General features: G+C 67.8%; 15 protein-coding genes. 12 read left to right on the forward strand and 3 right to left on the reverse strand.

All coding sequences use genetic code 11. The features are described from left to right. Window positions 1-131: 131 nt before the first annotated feature. Both GO615_RS01675 and GO615_RS01680 read right to left on the reverse strand, forming a co-directional pair. Window positions 132-599, reverse strand: coding sequence for a DUF4863 family protein (locus tag GO615_RS01675; RefSeq protein WP_169125305.1), 468 nt, complete (start codon window positions 597-599; stop codon window positions 132-134). Window positions 600-665: 66 nt separating this feature from the next. After that, window positions 666-2243, reverse strand: coding sequence for a 3,4-dehydroadipyl-CoA semialdehyde dehydrogenase (locus tag GO615_RS01680; RefSeq protein WP_169125306.1), 1578 nt, complete (start codon window positions 2241-2243; stop codon window positions 666-668). 326 nt (window positions 2244-2569) lie between these two features. Here GO615_RS01680 and GO615_RS01685 point away from each other — a divergent pair, with 326 nt between their 5' ends. The 9 genes from GO615_RS01685 (at window position 2570) to trhP (ending at window position 13347) form a co-directional block, all read left to right on the forward strand. Next, a complete protein-coding gene (locus GO615_RS01685) occupies window positions 2570-3472 on the forward strand; it encodes a helix-turn-helix transcriptional regulator (protein ID WP_169125307.1) in 903 nt (300 codons plus the stop codon). 31 nt (window positions 3473-3503) lie between these two features. Continuing rightward, window positions 3504-5171: a 2,3-epoxybenzoyl-CoA dihydrolase gene (gene boxC, locus GO615_RS01690; protein WP_169125308.1), complete on the forward strand. Its 1668-nt coding sequence runs from the start codon at window positions 3504-3506 to the stop codon at window positions 5169-5171. A 158-nt stretch (window positions 5172-5329) separates the two neighbouring features. Then, on the forward strand, window positions 5330-6751 hold the full coding sequence (gene boxB, locus GO615_RS01695) for a benzoyl-CoA 2,3-epoxidase subunit BoxB (protein ID WP_169125309.1): 1422 nt from the start codon (window positions 5330-5332) through the stop codon (window positions 6749-6751). Between the two features lie 162 nt (window positions 6752-6913). Further along, window positions 6914-8158 carry a benzoyl-CoA 2,3-epoxidase subunit BoxA gene (boxA, locus tag GO615_RS01700; protein WP_169125310.1) on the forward strand — a complete coding sequence of 415 codons (1245 nt, stop codon included), beginning with the start codon at window positions 6914-6916 and terminating at the stop codon, window positions 8156-8158. A 244-nt stretch (window positions 8159-8402) separates the two neighbouring features. Beyond that, complete coding sequence (gene pcaF, locus GO615_RS01705; protein WP_169125311.1) at window positions 8403-9611, forward strand: 3-oxoadipyl-CoA thiolase; 1209 nt, start codon at window positions 8403-8405, stop codon at window positions 9609-9611. 176 nt (window positions 9612-9787) lie between these two features. Then, window positions 9788-10369, forward strand: coding sequence for a hemerythrin domain-containing protein (locus GO615_RS01710; protein ID WP_169125312.1), 582 nt, complete (start codon window positions 9788-9790; stop codon window positions 10367-10369). 73 nt (window positions 10370-10442) lie between these two features. Beyond that, on the forward strand, window positions 10443-11111 hold the full coding sequence (locus GO615_RS01715) for an esterase/lipase family protein (RefSeq protein WP_169125313.1): 669 nt from the start codon (window positions 10443-10445) through the stop codon (window positions 11109-11111). A 163-nt stretch (window positions 11112-11274) separates the two neighbouring features. Then, on the forward strand, window positions 11275-11844 hold the full coding sequence (locus tag GO615_RS01720; RefSeq protein WP_169125314.1) for a phasin family protein: 570 nt from the start codon (window positions 11275-11277) through the stop codon (window positions 11842-11844). A gap of 132 nt (window positions 11845-11976) precedes the next feature. Continuing rightward, on the forward strand, window positions 11977-13347 hold the full coding sequence (trhP, locus tag GO615_RS01725; protein ID WP_169125315.1) for a prephenate-dependent tRNA uridine(34) hydroxylase TrhP: 1371 nt from the start codon (window positions 11977-11979) through the stop codon (window positions 13345-13347). A 34-nt stretch (window positions 13348-13381) separates the two neighbouring features. Here trhP and GO615_RS01730 read toward each other — a convergent pair whose 3' ends face one another. Further along, window positions 13382-15058, reverse strand: a complete 1677-nt coding sequence (locus GO615_RS01730; RefSeq protein ID WP_169125316.1) for a diguanylate cyclase domain-containing protein — start codon at window positions 15056-15058, stop codon at window positions 13382-13384. Window positions 15059-15346: 288 nt separating this feature from the next. Here GO615_RS01730 and GO615_RS01735 point away from each other — a divergent pair, with 288 nt between their 5' ends. From GO615_RS01735 to GO615_RS01745, 3 genes are all read left to right on the forward strand, one after another. Further along, complete coding sequence (locus tag GO615_RS01735; protein ID WP_169125317.1) at window positions 15347-16972, forward strand: ABC-F family ATPase; 1626 nt, start codon at window positions 15347-15349, stop codon at window positions 16970-16972. A 164-nt stretch (window positions 16973-17136) separates the two neighbouring features. Continuing rightward, entirely contained in the window at window positions 17137-17646 is a 510-nt protein-coding gene (locus GO615_RS01740) for a hypothetical protein (RefSeq protein ID WP_169125318.1), read from the forward strand. A 145-nt stretch (window positions 17647-17791) separates the two neighbouring features. Next, window positions 17792-19732, forward strand: coding sequence for an AsmA family protein (locus GO615_RS01745; RefSeq protein WP_246262098.1), 1941 nt, complete (start codon window positions 17792-17794; stop codon window positions 19730-19732). Window positions 19733-19789: the final 57 nt, after the last annotated feature.

Genomic DNA, 19789 nt, shown 5'->3' on the forward strand with positions numbered 1-19789 from the left:
GTGGCCTGGCTTACCGGTGCTCGTGGGCACCTTGTGGGAGCGGCTTCAGCCGCGAATGGGCCGTGGGGGCTTGCGAAACCGCCGATTCGCGGCTGAAGCCGCTCCCACAGCTAAAGCCCGGCGGTAAAGCCCTACGATTTCGTGAACTCGATTGCGCCCTGCGGCAGCAGATACAGCACATACGCGCGCCCGCCCATCACGGTCGGACGGTGCACGCTGCCCGCTTCATAGACAAACCAGCCCGCTCCATGACCGTCGAACTTCGCGTCGCCTTCCAGCGGCATGATCATGTCGATCTCGCCGTTGGGGTGCGCGTGCTGCGGGCCGACGACGTCCTGCATCTCGACGACGTCGACGCTGAAGCCGTGGATCGCGTCGGTCGGCTTGATCACGCGCCCGAACCTGATGCCGCCGTGCTCGCGCTCGCACATCCAGCCGGCGGCAACCGCATCGCTGCAGGCCTTGGCGATGGCCTGGAACTCCGGCCCGTTCGCCGGAAAGCGTTCGTTGAGGAAATCGGCGAGCTGGCCGTCGAGCGGGCGGCCGGCAATCTCGTCGGTCACCTTCGCGATCAGGGCCTGGAACTGGTCTGGGGTCATGTCTCCGTCTCTCCGTCGGAACTGGGTGTTGGGGTCAGGGGGCGGGATGCGTGTATGTTTTATAGTTCATGCGCCGAGCAACGCAGCGTCGACTGCGTCACGCGACAGGGCTTCCAGCACCGCGGGGCCGCCCTGCACGACGCAGCGGCGGTGATACATCGCCAGCGCGCGCAGACCGCCCAACTCCTCGCCGCCGCCGGCGCGCCCGGGACCGCCGTGCAGGCAGGTCGGCATCACGTTGCCGTGGCCGGTGTGGTTCGCGCCCACCGCGGCATCGACGACCATCACGCGGCCATGGAGGTCGGCGATCCCCGGCACCAGTTCGCCGAGGAAGGCCGCGTCGCCCGAATATACCGAGGCGACGAGGGAGCCGTGGCCGCGACGCGCGATCGCGACGGCGTCACGCGTGTCGGCGTAGGGCACCATGGTCGCGACCGGGCCGAAGACCTCGACGTCATGCACGTGGCGCGCCGCCAGCCCCTTGTCGCAGTACAGCAGGGTCGGCTGCACGAAGGCGGACACCGCCGCGTCGGCATCGACCGGCTCGAAATCCGGATCGCCGCCGAACACGACCTCGCATTCCTGCCTGAGCTTCGCCAGGCCCTCGAAGGCCGCGGCCTGCTGCGCCTTGCTCACCAGCGGCCCGACGCGCACACCCTCGCTGCGCGGGTTCCCCACCTTGCAGCCGGCGAGCTTGCCCGACACTGCATCGGCGAGCGCGCGCGAAACACCCGCGGGCGCGAGGATGCGGCGGATTGCCGTGCATTTCTGGCCGGTCTTGACCGTCATCTCACGCACGATCTCCTTCACCGCGAGATCGAATTCCGGCGTGCCGGGCTGCGCGTCCGGGCCGAGGATCGCCGAGTTCACGCTGTCGGCCTCGATGTTGATCCGTACCGAGCGCGCAACGACGTTCGGATGCGTGCGCATGCGCGCCGCGGTGTCGGCCGAGCCGGTGAAGGACACGACGTCGCATTCGGTGACGTGATCGAGCAGGTCCCGGGCTCCACCGCACACGATGGAGATCGCGCCCGGCGGCAGGATGCCCGCTTCCACAACGTCGGCGACCATGCGCTGCGCGAGCCACGCGGTCGGGGTCGCCGGCTTGGCGAACACGGGCACGCCCGCGAGCAGCGCCGGCGCGGCCTTCTCCCACAAGCCCCAGGCGGGGAAGTTGAACGCGTTGATGAACACCGCGACGCCGGTCAGCGGCATCAGGAAGTGCTGGCCCTGGAACACGTCCGTCTTCGCGAGTGCGACACGGCCGCCTTCCTTCAGGTGACGCCCGGCGCCCAGCGCCTTGCCGGCGCGGGCGTAGCTCTTGACGGTGAAGATGGCGCCATCGACGTCGAAGGATGCGTCACCTTCGGTCGCGCCCGAGTTGCGCAGCGAGATGTCGAAATATTCTGCACGTTTCGCCTGCAGCAGCTCGGCGATCGCGGCGAGTTTCGCGGCGCGCTCCTCGTACGTCAGGGCCTTCAGAGCCGCCCCGCCTGCGGTGCGGGCGAACTCCAGTGCACGTGCGACGTCGATGCCGTCGGACGAAACCCGCACCAGCGCCTCGCCGGTGACGGGGTCCGTCAGCGCCGCGCCTTCGCCCGCGCCTTCGATCCATTGCCCGTATACGTAATTGGCCAGCTTCACCTGTTTGTCTCCTCTCTCTGTTGAGGCATCGCGGTCTGCGCCGGATGTCTGATGTTCTGGCGTCGCGCCGGAGCGCAATCGGTGGAGATAGAATACACGCGCAATTTTCTCCGTCAAGCACTTTACTTCCACTTTTCTCAGCAACACTTAAACATAGATGCAGTTTTTGACACAGCGGAGCGACGAAGCACCTTCTATACTGGACGAAAACTGCAGATTAACGCAGTGCACCACAAACAAAACTGCACTTTAGATGTTGACGCAACGAATCTGATGCACTATTGTTCAACTCAACCGATGCAGTTCGCTGCAGACAAGGAACCCAGATGAGCCTCGAACCCACCACCGAACAGCAGCAGGAAGAGCTCCAGACGGCCGACCAGGCCGCCGAAGGCAATATCCTGCCGACGCTCGGCAAGCGCGTCCGCGAGATCCGCGACCGCCGTGGCATGACGAGAAAGCTCGTGGCGCGTGAAGCCGGCGTTTCGGAACGCCACCTCGCCCACCTCGAAGGCGGCGACGGCAACGTGTCCATCGTCCTGCTGCACAACATCGCCCGCGCGCTCAACGTTTCGCTGATCGAGCTGCTCGCGCCGGAAACCGAAGACACCGTCGAGAAGCGCCTCATCCGCCGCTTCCTCGAGCGCCTGCCGCAGCACCGCCTGGAAGAAGTGGTGTTCCGCCTGATGCGCGACTTCGGCCACGAGGAAGCCGTGCGCCGCAAGCGCGTCGCGCTGATCGGCCTGCGCGGCGCCGGAAAGTCGACGCTCGGCAAGCGCCTCGCGCAGGAAGAAAACATGCCCTTCATCGAGCTCGACCGCGAGATCGAGAAGGAAACCGGCATCCCCGGGCGCGAGATCTTCTCGCTGTACGGCCAGTCCGGTTATCGCCGCATCGAGAAGCGCACCCTCGAGCGCGTGCTGCGCGACAACCCGCGCGCCGTGATCTCGGTCGGCGGCGGCGTCGTGTCGCAGCCGGAAAGCTTCGAGATGCTGCTGTCGCAGTGCATGACCGTGTGGGTCAAGGCCCAGCCGGAAGAACACATGTCCCGCGTGATGGCCCAGGGCGACCTGCGCCCGATGGCGGGCAACGACGAGGCGATGGAGGACCTCAAGCGCATCCTCGAGGCGCGCTTGCCCCTCTACGCCAAGGCCGACACCGTGCTCGACACCTCGGGTGAAACGGTGGACCAGAGTTTCATCAAATTGCGCCAGCTCGTGATGGGCTGAGCAACTTCAACAGAGAGAGAGGAGACAGACCATGCAAGCAGTCGCGAACAAGCCGGTCGCAGAACTGGTGGATTACCGTACCGAGCCGTCGAAGTACCGCCACTGGTCGCTCGCGACCGACGGCGAGATCGCCACGCTGACGCTCAACATCGACGAGGACGGCGGCATCCGCCCGGGCTACAAGCTGAAGCTCAACTCCTACGACCTGGGCGTGGACATCGAGCTGCACGACGCGCTGCAGCGCGTGCGCTTCGAGCACCCGGAAGTGCGCACCGTGGTCGTCACCTCGGGCAAGCCGAAGATCTTCTGTTCCGGCGCCAACATCTACATGCTGGGCCTGTCGACCCACGCGTGGAAGGTGAACTTCTGCAAGTTCACCAACGAGACGCGCAACGGCATCGAGGACTCCAGCCAGTACTCGGGCCTCAAGTTCCTCGCCGCGTGCAACGGCACCACCGCCGGCGGCGGCTACGAGCTGGCGCTTGCCTGCGACGAGATCGTGCTGGTCGATGACCGCAACTCCTCGGTCTCGCTGCCCGAAGTGCCGCTGCTGGGCGTGCTGCCCGGCACCGGCGGCCTGACCCGCGTCACCGACAAGCGCCGCGTGCGCCGCGACCACGCCGACATCTTCTGCACGATCTCGGAAGGCGTGCGCGGCCAGCGTGCCAAGGACTGGCGCCTGGTCGACGACGTCGTCAAGCAGCAACAGTTCGCCGAGCACATCCAGGCCCGCGCCAAGGCGCTCGCCCAGACCTCGGACCGCCCCGCCGGCGCCAAGGGCGTGAAGCTCACGACGCTCGAGCGCACGGTCGACGAGAAAGGCTACCACTACGAATTCGTCGATGCGACGATCGACGCCGACGGCCGCACCGTGACCCTGACCGTGCGCGCCCCCGCCGCCGTCACCGCGAAGACCGCCGCCGAGATCGAGGCGCAGGGCATCAAGTGGTGGCCGCTGCAGATGGCACGCGAGCTCGACGACGCGATCCTGAACCTGCGCACCAACCACCTCGACGTCGGCCTGTGGCAGCTGCGCACCGAAGGCGACGCCCAGGTCGTGCTCGACATCGACGCCACCATCGACGCCAACCGCGACAACTGGTTCGTCCGCGAGACCATCGGCATGCTGCGCCGCACGCTCGCCCGCATCGACGTGTCCTCGCGCAGCCTGTACGCGCTGATCGAGCCGGGCTCCTGCTTCGCCGGCACGCTGCTCGAGATCGCGCTCGCCGCCGACCGCAGCTACATGCTCGACGCCGCCGAAGCCAAGAACGTCGTCGGCCTGTCGGCGATGAACTTCGGCACCTTCCCGATGGTGAACGGCCTGTCGCGCATCGACGCCCGCTTCTACCAGGAGGAAGCCCCGGTCGCCGCCGTGAAGGCCAAGCAGGGCAGCCTGCTGTCGCCCGCCGAGGCGATGGAGCTGGGCCTCGTCACCGCGATCCCCGATGACCTCGACTGGGCCGAGGAAGTCCGCATCGCCATCGAGGAACGCGCCGCGCTGTCGCCCGACGCGCTCACCGGCCTCGAAGCCAACCTGCGCTTCGGTCCCGTCGAGACGATGAACACCCGCATCTTCGGCCGCCTGTCGGCCTGGCAGAACTGGATCTTCAACCGCCCCAACGCGGTCGGCGAGAACGGCGCGCTGAAGCTCTTCGGCTCGGGCAAGAAGGCGCAGTTCGACTGGAACCGCGTGTAAGGCATACGAATCGTTCCCGCGCCGCGCGGCAGGCCGTCCCCCTGCCGTTGCATCCGGCGCCCTGGCGCGGCGGGGAGTCTTGGCAAAAGCGAGCAGCAATAAGCGAGGCACGACGCCCCCGACGGCGCGGCCCCACCCGAAATCGGAGGAGTACAGAGATGATCAACTACAGCGAACGCATCCCCAACAACGTCAACCTCAACGAGAACAAGACCCTGCAGCGCGCCCTCGAACAGTGGCAGCCGTCCTTCCTGAACTGGTGGGACGACATGGGCCCGGAGAATTCGAGCAACTACGACGTGTACCTGCGCACCGCGGTCAGCGTCGATCCCAAGGGTTGGGCCGATTTCGGCTACGTCAAGATGCACGACTACCGCTGGGGCATCTTCCTCGCACCGCAGGAAGGCGAGAAGAAGATCACCTTCGGCGAGCACAAGGGCCAGGACGTGTGGCAGGAAGTCCCGGGCGAATACCGCTCGACCCTGCGCCGCATCATCGTCACCCAGGGTGACACCGAGCCGGCATCGGTCGAGCAGCAGCGCCACCTCGGCCTCACCGCCCCCTCGCTCTATGACCTGCGCAACCTGTTCCAGGTGAACGTCGAGGAAGGCCGCCACCTGTGGGCCATGGTCTACCTGCTGCACGCGCACTTCGGCCGCGACGGCCGCGAGGAAGGCGAGGCCCTGCTCGAGCGCCGCTCGGGCGACGAGGACAACCCGCGCATCCTCACCGCGTTCAACGAGAAGACCCCCGACTGGCTCTCGTTCTTCATGTTCACCTTCATCACCGACCGTGACGGCAAGTTCCAGCTCGCCTCGCTCGCCGAATCGGCCTTCGACCCGCTGGCGCGCACCTGCAAGTTCATGCTCACCGAGGAGGCGCACCACCTCTTCGTCGGCGAATCGGGCATCGCCCGCGTGATCCAGCGCACCTGCGAAGTGATGAAGGAACTCGGCACCGACGACCCCGCCAAGCTGCGCGCCGCCGGCGTCATCGACCTGCCGACGCTGCAGAAGTACCTCAACTTCCACTACAGCGTCACCAGCGACCTGTACGGCGCCGAGATCTCGTCCAACGCCGCGACCTACTACACGAACGGCCTCAAGGGGCGCTTCGAGGAAGAGAAGATCGGCGACGACCACAAGCTGCAGAACTCGGAATACGAGGTCATGGATGTGGCCGGCGACAAGATCCTCACCCGCCACGTCCCCGCGCTGTCGGCACTGAACGAGCGCCTGCGCGACGACTGGATCACCGACGTGCAGGCCGGCGTCGACCGCTGGAACCGCATCCCGGCGAAGTTCGGCTTCGACTTCCGCTTCACGCTGCCGCACAAGGGCTTCCACCGCAAGATCGGCATGTTCGCCGACGTGCATGTCAGCCCCGACGGCCGCCTGATCTCGGAAGCCGAATGGACGCACCAGCACAAGAACTGGCTGCCGACCGAGAGCGACCGCCTGTACGTGCATTCGCTGATGGGCCGCTGCCTCGAGCCGGGCAAGTTCGCCAACTGGATCGCAGCGCCGGCCCGTGGCATCAACAACCAGCCCGTCAATTTCGAGTACGTTCGCTTTAATTAAGCGACGATCGGCGGGTTACGCCTGCGGCTTCACCCGCCCTACGGCCATGCCGCGGACGTAGGGCGGGAGGAGCGCAGCGGATCCCGCCATCACCCGCTCAAATAAAGTAATACGCCGGGAAGCGGGTCTCGCCCGCCCCCCGCCCCGTGGAGAGAGACAACCATGAACGCGCCCGCAGAGCACGCCAACCTCGCCAGGCAACACCTCATCGATCCCGAGATCTGCATCCGCTGCAACACCTGCGAGGAGATCTGTCCGGTCGATGCGATCACCCACGACAGCCGCAACTACGTCGTCAAGTTCGAGACCTGCAACGGCTGCCTGGCCTGCATCTCGCCCTGTCCGACGGGCGCGATCGACTCCTGGCGCAATGTCGACAAGGCCACGCCCCACAGCCTCGCCGACCAGTATTCGTGGGACTACCTGCCCGACACCACCGAGCTCGACCAGTTCGAGGCGACGGTCATGGGCGCGGCCGAACTGCCCGCCGAAGTGCAGCAGATCACCGAAGTCGCGACCGCCGGCCAGGGCGGCCCGGCGATGGCCCCGTGGTCCGCATCGCACCCCTACGTGAACCTCTACACGCCGGCGAACCCGATCACCGCGACCGTCACCGGCAACTACCGCCTCACCGCCGAGGACGCCTCGAGCGACATCCACCACATCGTGCTCGACTTCGGCACGACGCCCTTCCCGGTGCTCGAAGGCCAGTCCATCGGCATCATCCCGCCCGGCGTCGACGAGAAGGGCAAGCCGCACCTGCTGCGCATGTATTCCGTCGCCAGCCCGCGCGACGGCGAGCGCCCGCACTACAACAACCTGTCCCTGACGGTGAAGCGCGTCGTCGAGGACCACGAAGGCAATCCGACCCGCGGCGTCGCATCGAACTACGTATGCGACCTGAAGAAAGGCGACAAGGTGCAGGTCACCGGCCCCTACGGCTCGACCTACCTGATGCCCAACCACCCCGGCTCGTCGATCATGATGATCTGCACCGGCACCGGCTCCGCGCCGATGCGCGCGATGACCGAGCGCCGCCGCCGCCGCATGGACCGCAAGGAAGGCGGCGAGCTGGTGCTCTTCTTCGGCGCCCGCGCCCCCGAGGAACTGCCCTACTTCGGCCCGCTGCAGAAGCTGCCGAAGGAGTTCATCGACATCAACTTCGCCTTCTCGCGCGTGCCCGGCGAGCCCAAGCGCTACGTGCAGGACGCGATCCGCGAGCGCGCCGACAAGGTGTTCCAGATGCTGCAGGACGACAACTGCTACATCTACATCTGCGGCCTGAAGGGCATGGAAGCCGGCGTGCTGGAAGCCTTCCGCGACATCTGCCGCGCGAAGGGCGCCGACTGGGACGCGCTGCGCCCGCAGCTGCTGTCGAAGGCGCGCTTCCACGTCGAGACGTATTAAAGATACGTAGCCCGTAGGGCGGAAAAGCGAAGCGCCTTCCGCCGTATGCCGTCGATTTCGCTACCCCGGCATCGATGCATGCGGCGGAAGGCGCCTCGGGCTTTTCCGCCATACGCAACACGGGCTGCCGCCCCGGAGCAAACGCAGCGCCCGACGCTGCCGGGCCGTTTGGCCCCACAATGGCACGCGGCGCGCCCGCACGAGATGGCGCGCCCCTGACATAAAGAGAGGAGACCCCACCGACATGCCCCGCCACGTCTACATCTGCGACGCCATCCGCACCCCCTTCGGCCGCTACGGCGGCACCCTCTCCTCCATGCGCGCCGACGACCTCGCCGCGCTGCCGATCAAGGCCCTCGTCGCGCGCAATGCGTCGGTCGACTGGGCCGCCGTCGATGACATAATCTACGGCTGCGCCAACCAGGCCGGCGAGGACAACCGCAACGTCGCGCGCATGGCCGCGCTGCTCGCCGGCCTGCCGGTCGAAGTGCCCGGCACCACCGTCAACCGCCTGTGCGGCTCCAGCCTCGACGCGCTGGGTATGGTGGCGCGCGCGATCGCCTCCGGCGAGACCGAGCTGATGATCGCCGGCGGCGTCGAGAGCATGAGCCGCGCCCCCTTCGTGCTGGGCAAGGCCGACAGCGCCTTCTCGCGCAGCGCCAAGATCGAGGACACGACCATCGGCTGGCGCTTCGTGAACCCGCTGATGAAGGCGCAATACGGCATCGACTCGATGCCCGAGACCGCCGAGAACGTCGCGCAGGAATTCGGCGTCTCGCGCGCCGACCAGGACGCCTTCGCACTGCGCAGCCAGCAGCGCTGGTCGGCGGCGAACGAGCGCGGCTTTTTCGGCCGTGAGATCCTGCCGGTCGAGATTCCGCGCAAGAAGGGCGACCCGGTGATCTTCAGCGTCGACGAGCACCCGCGCGCCGACACCACGCTGGAAGGCCTCGCCAAGCTGAAAGGCGTCGTGCGCCCCGACGGCAGCGTCACCGCCGGCAACGCCTCCGGCGTCAATGATGGCGCCTGCGCGCTGCTGCTGGCCTCGGAGGACGCCGTGCGCCGCCACGGCCTCACGCCGCGCGCCCGCATCCTCGGCTCCGCGGCTGCCGGCGTGCCCCCGCGCATCATGGGCATCGGTCCCGCGCCCGCGACGCAGAAGCTCATCGCCCGCCTCGGCATGGACATCGGCGAATTCGACACCATCGAGCTGAACGAGGCTTTCGCCGCCCAAGGCCTCGCCGTACTGCGCCAGCTGGGCCTGCCCGACGACGGCGAGCACGTGAACCCGAACGGCGGCGCCATCGCCATCGGCCACCCGCTCGGCGCCTCGGGTGCGCGCCTGGTCACGACGGCGCTGAACCAGCTCGAGACCACCGGCGGCCGCTACGGCCTCGCGACCATGTGCATCGGCGTGGGCCAGGGCATCGCGCTCGCGTTCGAGCGCGTGTAATCAAAGGGCGATAGGCGCGGTCTTGTGGGAGCGGCTTCAGCCGCGAACGGATGCTTCCTCCGGCGAAGCCGCCGATTCGCGGCTGAAGCCGCTCCCACGACAAACCCGTCCTCTGCCATGAACCCTGTCCACGCCCGGCACGGGCCCGCACAAGACAAGGAAAACCGGAGACAAATGTGAAACCTGAAGCGGTCCAGATCATCCGCGACGAGCACCTCGCGATCAGCGCCGTGCTCTACTCGCTGCGCTACCTCGTCAAGGGCATGCGCAAGGGTGAGGCGCCCAACTTCCCGCTGCTGCGCGCGATCCTCGACTACATCGTGTCCTACCCCGACCGCTGGCACCACCCGAAGGAGGACAAGTACCTCTTCGCCGCCGTGCAGCGCCGCACGCGCGAAGCGGACGGACTCATCGCCCGCCTCGAGCGCGAGCACAACCTGGGCTACCCCATGGTCGAGGACCTCAAGAAGCAGCTCATCGCCTTCCAGGGCGGCGACGCCAAGGCCGGCGAAGCCTTCTGGGACACCGCCGAGCGCTACGCCGAGTTCGAGTGGGACCATTTGCGCACCGAGGAAGACGCCCTGATCCCCATCGCCGAACGCGTGCTCACGGCGGAAGACTGGGCCGGCATCGCCATCGCCTTCCGCGAGAACGACAACCCGCTCTTCGGCATCAAGCCCAAGGACGAGGCCGAAACGCTCTACCAGCGCATCCTCAGCCTCACGCCCGCGCCGCTGGGCATGGGCGGCGCCGCCTGAGCGGCAGCCCCCTCGCCGGCGGATCCGGCCGGGGTATCGTGCGGCAGGGCGAATTCCGCTACAGTCGCCCCGCATGAACCCCGCTGCCGAAACCGTCGTGCTCGTTCACGGCCTGTGGATGCACGGGCTCGTGTTCGGCCTGCTGCGCCGCCGCCTCCAACGCAGCGGTTTCGTCACGCACGCGTGGTCCTACCCCTCGGTGCGACAGGGCCTCGCCGCCAACGCCGATGCCTTTTCGCGCTTCCTCGCCACGCTGCCCGGCAGGTCCATCCACCTCGTCGGCCACAGCCTGGGCGGAATCATCCTCGCGAGCGCACTCGCCCGTCATCCCGACCCGCGCGTGCGCCGCTGCGTGCTCATGGGTCCGCCCTGGACCTCCTCGCGCAGCGCCACCGGATTGCTGCGCGTGCCCGGCATGTCCGCCCTCATCGGCCGTTCGCTGCACGACTGGCTCACGGCTCCACGGCCCGCGCTCCCCGGCGTCGACATCGGAGTGATCTCGGGCTCCCGGCCGCTCGGGCTCGCCGGTCTCCTGGTCGGCCTGCCGCGGCCGCACGACGGCATCGTCACGGTCGATGAAACCCGCGTCGCCGGCGCGCGCGACGCCGTCACACTGCACGTGAGCCACATGGAGATGCTCCTGTCGGCACGCTGCGCCGACCAGGTTCTGAGCTTCCTGCGCACCGGCCGCTTCACCCATGACCAGCCGGAACACCACGCCGGGCAAGACATCCAGCCCTGAGCCGGAGCTCCGGCACCCCGTTGCAGGGAGAAATTGCTGCGGTGCACAAAATTTTTCTTGACGTGAGGTTCCGACTCGCTACAATGGAATTGTGCAATGCAGCAAACCTGCCGGCAGCAGTGGGCCAGCAGACGATGACCCCGCCCCAACAGGAGAAAACACCATGATCGCCACGACCGACACCTTCGCCAGCGCCGCCAAGAACGCCTTCGCCACCGTCGAAGCGTCCACCCGCAGCAGCTTCGACACCTTCGAGCGCCTCACCGCGCTGAACATCAATGCCGGCCGCAGCGCCCTCGAAGACGGCATCGCCGCAGTGCAGGCCCTGCTGTCGATCAAGACCCCGAACGAGCTGGTGGCCGTTTCCGCCTCGCTCGTCCGCCCGACGGCCGAGAAGACGCTGGCCTGGTTCCGCAGCAGCTACGAGATCCTCGCGCAGGGCGTCGAGGAAGCCGCCGCACCGTACGAGACCCAGTACTCGGAAGTGAACAAGGCCATCGGCGTCGCGCTCGAAAAAGCTGCCAAGTCCGCCCCGGCCGGTTCCGAAGCCGCCGTCGCCGCAGTGCAGTCGGCAATCGCCGCGGCCAACCAGGCCTACGACACCGTGAATAAGGCGACCCGCAAGGTCATCCAGTTCACCGAAGCCAACGTCACGGCAACCGCCCGCGCCGCCGTCGATGCGGTGAGCGCACCGGCACCGGCCCCCGCCACCAAGGCCAAGAAGTCGGCCTGATCAGCCGCGGGGCCCGAGCCCCGCACGGCGGCCCCGTTAATACCGGGCCGCCCCCTCCGGCGCCTGCGGGCGCCGGAGTCGTTTCCGGTTATCCTTGCGCGCTTCCCCCGGCAGCACGCAGCCATTACAACAATGACGACCTCCCCCCCCGCCTCCGCACGTACCTCGCCCGAACTCCTCGCACCCGCCGGTTCCCTGCAGATGATGCGCACCGCCTTCGCCTACGGCGCGGACGCGGTCTACGCCGGCCAGCCGCGCTACTCGCTGCGCGTGCGCAACAACAGCTTCGACAAGCTCGACGCGCTCGCCGCTGGCATCGACGAGGCGCACGCCGCGGGCAAGGCCTTCTACCTCGTCAGCAACATCTACCCGCACAACAGCAAGGTGCGCAGCTTCCTCGCCGACATGGAGCCGGTGATCGCGCTGAAGCCCGACGCGCTGATCATGGCCGACCCCGGCCTCATCATGATGGTGCGCGAGCGCTGGCCCGAGGTCGCCGTGCATCTGTCGGTGCAGGCCAACACCACCAACTACGCCGCGGTGCGCTTCTGGGCTTCGGTCGGCGTCGAGCGCATCATCCTGTCGCGCGAACTCTCGCTCGACGAGATCGAGGACATCCGCCAGGCCTGCCCCGACATGGAGCTGGAAGTCTTCGTGCATGGCGCGCTGTGCGTCGCCTATTCCGGCCGCTGCCTGCTGTCGGGCTACTTCAATCACCGCGACCCCAACCAGGGCACCTGCACGAACTCCTGCCGCTGGGACTACAAGGTGCACGAGGCGAACGAGGACGGCTCCGGCGACCTGCACGCCAGCGGCAAAGGCTCGCCGGATGCGGCCGGCAGCGCGCTCGGCGGCGGTGCACGCCACGAAGCGTCCTCGCGCGTCTACCTCCTCGAGGAGGGCACCCGCCCCGGGCAGCTCATGCCGATCGAGGAAGACGAGCACGGCACCTACATCCTGAACTCGAAGGACCTGCGCGCGATCGAGCACATCGAACGGCTCGTCGCCATCGGCGTCGATTCGCTCAAGATCGAAGGCCGCACCAAGAGCCCCTACTACGTCGCACGCGCGAGCCAGGGCTACCGCCGCGCGATCGACGACGCCGTGGCCGGCCGCCCCTTCGACCTGCGCCTGCTGGGCGAACTCGAAGGCCTCGCGAACCGCGGCTACACCGACGGCTTCTACCAGCGCCACCACACGCCCGAACACCAGAACTACATGCGCGGCCACTCCGAATCGGGGCGCAGCCTGTTCGTCGGCGAGGTGCTGGGCGTCGACCCGGCGAGCGGCCTCGCGGAAATCGAAGTGAAGAACGGTTTCGGCATCGGCGACCGGCTCGAATTCGTCCAGCCGCAGGGCAACATCATCGCCCCGCTGGAACGGCTCGAAAACCTCGAAGGCGAAGCGCTCGGGCGCATCCCCGGGGCCGGCCGCCGCGTGCGCCTGCCCCTGCCCGCAGGCGCGCAGGCCGACGCGCCGTGCTTCATCGCCAGACTGCTCTGACGCCTGCAGCGGCCCACGCTCCGCAACTCGGGGATCAAACGCCGCGCGAAGCCTTCTTCCTGCCGCCCCCGATGACGGCGCCTCCCTGCCCGCGCACGAACTTGCGGACCACGCGCAGGCGCGGCGCCCTCGGGTCCGCATGCTCCTCAGCGGCCATCGCGGTGCCTTCCGGCGCGGTGCGCCCGGCCCGCTTCTCGCCGTACATCGCCGCATCCGCGTGACGAATCAGCTCCTCGGGCTCGCTGCCGTGCTCGGGGCAAACGCTCACTCCCAGGCTGGCGGTGATCTCCACCACAATCCCGTCGCGCAGTTCGACCGGCTGTGCCACGGCGCCGAGCAGCTTCGCGGCAATCGGTTCGGCGGTCGCAAGATCCGTCACGCCAGGCAGAAGCACGACGAACTCGTCGCCGGCGATGCGCGCCACCGTATCCGTCTCGCGCACGCTGTCGCGCATGCGCCCGGCGACCGTGCCCAGCACCGCGTCGCCGACGTCATGACCGTGGCCGTCGTTCACTTCCTTGAAACGATCCAGATCGACGAAGAACAGCGCAAACCCTTCGCCGGTGCGCCGCCAGTGGGCGCTCGCGTGGCCGACGCGATCGTAGAACAGGCGCCGATTGGGCAGGCCGGTCAGCGGATCGTGCAGCGCGCTGTGGGTCGCGCGATCCAGGCTCTCGCGCTCGCGCGCGACCGCCGCACGGTGGCGACGCAGGTACAGCACCAGCACGGCGAGCGTGGACAGGGCCAGACCGATCGCCAGCAGCAGCGGCTCGCTGCGGATGTCCCGGAAGCGCAACTGGCGCGTCACGGTCAGGCGTACGGGCTGCGAGGTGCTGACGTCCTCGACGTTCAGGGTGAACTTCGGCAACAGGCGGCGCTCCAGCGCACCGATCGGCTGCGCGGCGAGGACCGCGTACAACGGCGGATCCTGCGGGCCCGTCTCACCCAGCATGCGCAGCACATGCGCGGTCCGCGGATTGCGACGGCCGGGAACCATCGAATCGGCCTTCACCACCAGCAATGCATAACGCTGCTCGGCGCCCGGAACCCGCATGACGGAGCGCACCGTGTCGGTGCGCCTCATCACCACGTAGGCGAGCGGCCCCTCGATGAGCGCGAACGGGCGCGTGGACACGGCTCCGTGCCCCGCCTCGGCGCGCAGCAGTGCCTCGCGCAGGTGCGGCACCGAATCGAGATCGAGCCCGAGCACCGGCAGCGACTCGGGCGTTTCGGGCCACCGGAAGCTGATCGGGAAATAGGCGGCCTTCTCCCCGACGGGCTGCCACCGTCTTCCATCCTGGTAGGTGAAGGTGCCGATCCGCGCACCGGGGCCGGCTTGCGCGGCGAGCGCCCGCTCGAAATCATTCCGCGCATGCGCCGGCACCTTCTCGACCACTTCGAGCATGTAGATGTGCGGATGTTCGCCCAGCAGGCGGCTCGCGTAGCCGGCGATCTGCTCCCGCGCCGGTGCGCCCAACACGTCGAGAAATGCGGCGAATCCCGACAGCAGGGCGTCGTTGGTGCGCAGGCGGTCGCGCAACAGCTCGATGTCCGCCTCGGCATCCGCCTGGAACTCGGTGCGGATCTCTTCCCATGTTCCGCGCAACACCAGCGCGAACAGGGATACGCTGAACAGCACCCACGCGAGCAGCAGCACCGCGTAAAGCGGATTGTCGCCCCTGCGCAGCTGCGACCCTTGCTCGCCGTCCACGATTCCTCCCCCTCCCGACCGGCCGCGCCGCCTCGTCGGCCCCCGGCCCAGGATGAGTGCCGGTGAGTGCACTCTATTCCTCTCCGCTTATGTCGTATATATGGCAAAGGTCGTATCTATCCGACTGATTTGGCAGAGTATTTGCGCAAAGTCATCGTCGCCCGCATGGCATGGCGCAGGCGCTGCGGCGAGCGGCGTGCCCGGCCCCCAAAAGGATCCGTCGCGGCGACCTAGCCCCATCTGCGCTATAATGCAAAGCTTTGTTTTAACTGAAAATCAGGATCCGCCGTGCTCGTCGCCGCCAACATCACCATGCAGTTCGGGGCCAAGCCCCTGTTTGAGAATGTCTCCGTCAAGTTCGGCGAAGGCAATCGCTACGGCCTGATCGGCGCGAACGGCGCGGGCAAGTCGACCTTCATGAAGATCCTGTGCGGCGCGCTCGAATCGAGTGCCGGCAACGTCTCGAAGGATCCGCACGAGCGCATGGCCTACCTGCGCCAGGACCAGTTCGGCTACGAGGACATGCGCGTGCTCGACGTCGTCATGATGGGCCACGAGGAGATGTGGGCCTGCATGGCGGAGAAGGACGCGATCTACGCGAACCCCGAGGCGACCGAGGAAGACTACATGCACGCGGCCGAGCTCGAGGGCAAGTTCGCCGAGTACGACGGCTACACCGCCGAGTCGCGCGCGGGCGAACTGCTGCTGGGCGTGGGCATCGGCACGGAACTGCACAACGGCCCGATGAAGAACGTCGCGCCGGGCTGGAAGCTGCGCGTGCTGCTGTGCCAGGCGCTGTTCGCGAACCCCGACATCCTGCTGCTCGACGAGCCGACCAACAACCTCGACATCAACACCATCCGCTGGCTCGAGGACGTGCTCAACGAGCGCAACAGCACCATGGTGATCATCTCGCACGACCGCCACTTCCTGAACCAGGTGTGCACGCACATGGCGGACCTCGACTACGGCACGATCACCGTGTACGCCGGCAACTACGACGACTACATGGAGGCGTCGACCCTCGCACGCGAGCGCCAGAGCGCCGCCAATGCCCGGGCAAAGGAAAAGATCCAGGACCTGCAGGAATTCGTGCGCCGCTTCTCGGCCAACAAGTCCAAGGCCAAGCAGGCCACCAGCCGCCTCAAGCTCATCGACAAGCTCAAGCCCGAGGACGTCAAGCCGTCCAGCCGCCAGTACCCCTGGATCCGCTTCGACTACGACGACAAGGACAAGCTGCACCGCCTCGCGTGCGAGGTCGAGAACCTGTCCTTCGCCTACGAAGGCATGGAGAAGCCGCTCATCGGCAAGTTCTCGATCGCCATCGAGGCGGGCGAGAAGGTCGCGGTCATCGGCGAGAACGGCGTCGGCAAGACCACTCTGATGAAGCTGCTGGTCGGCGACCTGCAGCCGCAGAAGGGCAGCATCAAGTGGGCCGAGAAGGCCAAGCCGGGCTACTACGCGCAGGACCACTCGGCCGACTTCGCCGGCACCGAGAAGCTCACCGACTGGATCTCGGAATACGCGCGCGTCACCGCGGCCGCGACCGGCGAGGACCTCGAGACGCTGATCCGCGGCACGCTGGGCCGCCTGCTGTTCTCCGGCGACGAGGTGCGCAAGCCCGTAAACGTGATCTCGGGCGGCGAGCAAGGCCGCATGCTGTTCGGCAAGCTGATGCTGTCGCGCCCCAACGTGCTGCTGATGGACGAGCCGACCAACCACCTCGACATGGAATCGATCGAGTCGCTCAACACCGGCCTGGAAAAGTTCACCGGCACGCTGGTGTTCATCTCGCACGACCGCGAGTTCGTGTCCTCGCTGGCGACCCGCATCATCGAGATCAAGCTCGACGGCACCATCGTCGACTACCGCGGTACCTACGAGGAGTACCTCGCGAGCCAGGGCCTGGCATAAGACCTTTCGCGGCCCGGTGAAGACCGGGCCAAATTCCCCACCGCATAGTCGATTCGCGTTTATTTCGACTCGATACGCATAACTTGTTGCGCACAAATTAGCCCGTCGGTATATTCGCCCGCTCGTATCCCCTCTTGGGGAGCCTTTTTCACGGGCGGCTGGTCTTGGTTACGACGCGGGGCTTTTCCTTGCTGCTGGCGGCAACTGCGGCGCTTTTCGGCGCCGGGACCGCGCACGCCGACTATTCGGACTGTCGCACCTGTCATTACGCGACGGGCATCGACGGCTCCACCCCCGATCTGACCGCCTATTTCGTCAACCCCGGACATCACCCCGTGCGGGTGAACTACCCGATCCGTGCCGACTACAACCTGCCGGCCACCACGACGACGACCGGCATCCTGTTCTTCGACCGCAACGCCAACGGCTTGCCCGATCCCGACGAGATCCAGCTGTTCAGCAGCAGCGTCCTGTCCGGCACGTCCGGCAGCGGAACGACTACGCGCTCGAAAGGCAAACCGAAGAACTCCGCGACCACCGACACGTGGGTGATCGACTGCGCGTCCTGCCACATCGAGCACGGCCTGAGCCCGACCGACCCGCAGCACGCCGCCGACTATGTGCGCGGCGCGGGTGGCGACCACATGCTGTGCATCACCTGCCACAACCTCTGATCACCACGCCACACGGCACTGCGCATCGGTAACAAGAACGCTCGGCGGGAAACTCCCGTCGGGGGTGCGGCGGTCATACATGCATCGCCCACAGCAAGCATCCGCGATGACCCACACTTCGCGAACGCATCCGGTCCGCCGGGCAATGTTGGCAATCCTGGCTACCGTGGCCGCGGCCCTCGCGCTGGGAGAGTTCCTCGGCTGGCCCTTCCTGCGCGCCCCGCTCGAATCCGCCCTCACGCGGAGCTTCCAGCGCCCGGTCCGCATCAGCGCGCCATTTCGCGTTCATCTTCTCGGCACTGTCCGCGTCAGCACCGGTGGCGTGTGGATCGCGGCGCCGGAAGGCTTCGATGCGCCCCATCTGGTCCAGGCCGACGGCCTCGCGGTGACCCTGCGCTACGGCGACCTGTTGAGGCTGAGCGAGTCGCACCCGCTGCGCATCGCCGCGATCGACGTCGACCGGCTCGACGCGCGGCTCAAGCGCCGTGCCGACGGCGCCGCGACCTGGCAGATCGGCGGACGCACTGCCGTACAGGCGAGCGCGCCACCGCCACAGGTCGATGCGCTGGCGGTGCGTAACGGCACGATCGAATTCGACGACGTGCCGGCCAGGACGGCGCTCAGGGCGCTCTTCTCCACCAATGAAGGCGCCGGACAGGCGGCGCCCACTGCACGCGCGACCGTTCGCGGACGGCTACGCGGGCGCACGCTCGACGGGGAGCTCGGCGCAGCCGGTTTCCTGCAGCTCGCCGCGCAAGGCGAGGACGCACACCCCGTGCCGGTCAGCGGCCGCGTCGACTATGGCGGCGTGCACGCGGAGTTCAACGGCTCCGTGGCGGACCTCGCCGGCGGCCGCGACCTGAAAGGCAGGATTGCAGCGCGCGGCGCCTCGCTCGGCGTGCTCGGAGAGCTCTTTGGCGTGCTGCTGCCGACCACCGACCCATTCTCGCTGCGCGGCACGCTGGAAAAGGACGGCGAATTGTGGCGTGCCCGCGTCGTCGACGCACAGGTCGGCGAGAGCGCCGTCCAGGGCGTCTTCACCTACCACGCACGCGCGGACACGCCGCGGCTCGAGGGCGAGCTGCGCGGCAAGCGTTTCGTCCTCGCCGATCTTGCACCGGCGTTCGGCACCCGCAATCCCGACGGCAGCCGCGCGCCCCCTCCGCCCGGGCGAGTCATCCCGGAACGCGATCTGGACCTTCCTGCGCTGAAGACCATGGACGCGCGCATCGCGGTGGATCTCGGCCATGTCGATCTCGGCACCGCCTTCTCGCAGCCGATCTCCCCGCTGCGTGCGACGCTGAGCCTGCACAAGGGCCGGCTCGCACTCAGCGAGCTCGATGCGAACACGGCAAGGGGACGCCTGCGTGGCGAGATTGCCGTCGATGCCGACCACCGTCCGCCGCAATGGGCAGCGAACCTGAGCTGGGAGGGCATCCGCCTGGAAGACTGGATCGGCGTCGCGCGGACGCGGGCCCAGGCCGCCCGCGGCAGTGGCGGGGAATCAACCCAGCCGCCGTACTTCACCGGCGTGTTTCACGGCCGCGCGAGGCTGACCGGGCACGGCCGGTCCACGGCGGCCCTGCTCGGAACCCTCGACGGCGAACTGACCACAGGCGTGCGCGACGGCAGCATCTCGCGGCTGCTGATCGAGATCATGGGGCTCGACGTCGCCCAGGGCCTCGGCCTCGCGCTGGGTGGCGACCAGGCGCTGCCCCTGGACTGCGCCGTCGCCGACGTCGTTGCGCGCGGCGGCCGGCTGAGTCCGCGCGTCGCGCTGATCGACACGCCCGTGACCCTGGTGCTGGTCGACGGCGACGTCGATCTCGCGCGCGAGGCGCTCGACCTGCGCTTCACGGCGAAGCCGCGCAACGTGTCGCCCTTCACGCTGCGCACACCGGTGCGCGTCGCCGGCACCTTCGAGACACCGCGCGTACGGCCGGAAGCCGGCCCGCTCGCGACCAGGGCGCTGGCCGGCATTGCGCTCGGCTTCGTCACGCCGTTCGCGGCCATCCTCCCCTTCGTCGACCCCGGTGAAACGCCGGGATCGCCCTGCCGGCAGGCGCTCGCGCGACTCGGTCGCTGAGCACGGCGCGCCCCGCCGCCGGGTCGCCGCCGTGCCCGAAGATACGCGCGGCAGGGA

Origin of the sequence: Aromatoleum evansii, assembly GCF_012910805.1 — a bacterium.
In the GTDB taxonomy this organism is placed as follows: Bacteria; Pseudomonadota; Gammaproteobacteria; order Burkholderiales; family Rhodocyclaceae; genus Aromatoleum; species Aromatoleum evansii.